At 75.3% G+C, this 1,447-nt stretch carries 1 protein-coding gene; it reads right to left on the bottom strand.

The genetic code is table 11. The features are described from left to right. Positions 1–34: 34 nt before the first annotated feature. A partial coding sequence (locus IE264_RS37750; RefSeq protein WP_190167944.1) for a pyridoxal phosphate-dependent decarboxylase family protein occupies positions 35–1,447 on the bottom strand: 1,413 nt, incomplete at its 5' end.

The following is a 1,447-nucleotide window of genomic DNA, read 5'->3' as shown; positions in this document are numbered from 1 at the left end:
TGTGGCTGGTCGGGTTCGGGGGCGGGCCGGTCGGTCATCGCGGGGTGTCGTCTTTCGTGAGGGGGGTGGTGGGGGTTGCGGGGGTGGTGGTGCGGGGGCCGGCGGGGGTGGGTGCCGGTCGGGGGGTGGGGCGGCTGGTCACGTCGAGGGTGGTGGCGGTGACCAGGTCGATGAGGGCCTGGAGGTCTTCGGGGGTGGTGTGGGGGTTGAGGAGGGTGGCCTTGAGCCAGAGGCGGCCTTCGGCGTGGGCGCGGCCGAGGACGGCGTGGCCGCGGTTGAGGAGGGTGCGGCGGAGGGTGGCGACGGTGTGGTCGTCGGTGCCGGTGGGGCGGAAGAGGACGGTGGAGATGGTGGGGCGGTCGTAGAGGTCGAGGGTGGGGGCTTTGGTGATGAGGTCGGCGAGGTGGTGGGCGGTGGCGAGGGTGCGGTCGATGAGGTCGGCGAGTCCGGTGCGGCCGAGGGCCTGGAGGGTGACGGCGATCTTGAGGGCGTCGGGGCGGCGGGTGGTGCGCAGGGAGCGGCCGAGGAGGTCGGGGAGGCCGGCTTCGGTGTCGTCGTCGGCGTTGAGGTAGGGGGCGTGGTGGTGGAGGGGGGTGAGGTGGTGGCGTTCGGGGACGGCGAAGAGGCCGGCGGATGCGGGTTGCCAGCCGAGTTTGTGGAGGTCGAGGGTGACGCTGTGGGCGCGGTGGAGGCCGTGGAGGAGGGGGCGGTGGGTGGGGCTGAAGAGGAGGGGTCCGCCGTAGGCGGCGTCGATGTGGAGTTCGGCGCCGTGGGTGGCGCAGAGGTCGGCGATGGCGTCGAGGGGGTCGATGGCGCCGGTGTCGGTGGTTCCGGCGGTGGCGACGACGAGGAGGGGGCGGTGGAGGTGGGTGAGGGCTTCGTCGAGGGCGGCGAGGTCGAGGGTGCCGGTGGGGGCGGGGACGGTGACGGGTTCGGGGAGGCCGAGGAGCCAGGCGGCGCGGGCGATGCTGTGGTGGGCGTTGGTGGCGCAGAGGGTCTGGACGGGGCCGTGGCGTTCGCGGGCGAGGAGGAGGGCGAGTTGGTTGGCTTCGGTGCCGCCGGTGGTGATGACGGCGTCGGGTGAGGGGGCGTGGGGGTAGATCTCGGCGGCGAGTGCGGTGGTGAGGTCGGCTTCGAGGGCGGAGGCGGCGGGGGCCTGGTCCCAGGAGTCCATGGAGGGGTTGAGGGCGCTGGCGGCGAGGTCGGCGGCGGCGGCCAGGGCGAGGGGCGGGGTGTGGAGGTGGGCGGCGCAGTGGGGGTGGGCGGGGTCGGCGGCGCCTTCGGTGAGGGCGGTGACGAGGGAGCGGAGGGCGTGGTGGGCGCCGGTGCCGTGGTCGGGGATGAGGGGGTGGGTGGCGGTGCGGGTGCGGGGGGTGGCGGGGTCGGGTCCGCCGGCGGGGAGGGGGCCGTTGCGCAGGGCGGCGCCGTCGTGGAGTGCGGTGAGGAC

This window comes from Streptomyces microflavus (assembly GCF_014650075.1).
GTDB classification, from domain to species: domain Bacteria; phylum Actinomycetota; class Actinomycetes; order Streptomycetales; family Streptomycetaceae; genus Streptomyces; species Streptomyces microflavus.
Note: the sequence above shows the minus strand (reverse complement) of the source record. Positions and strands in the feature narration are given on the sequence as shown.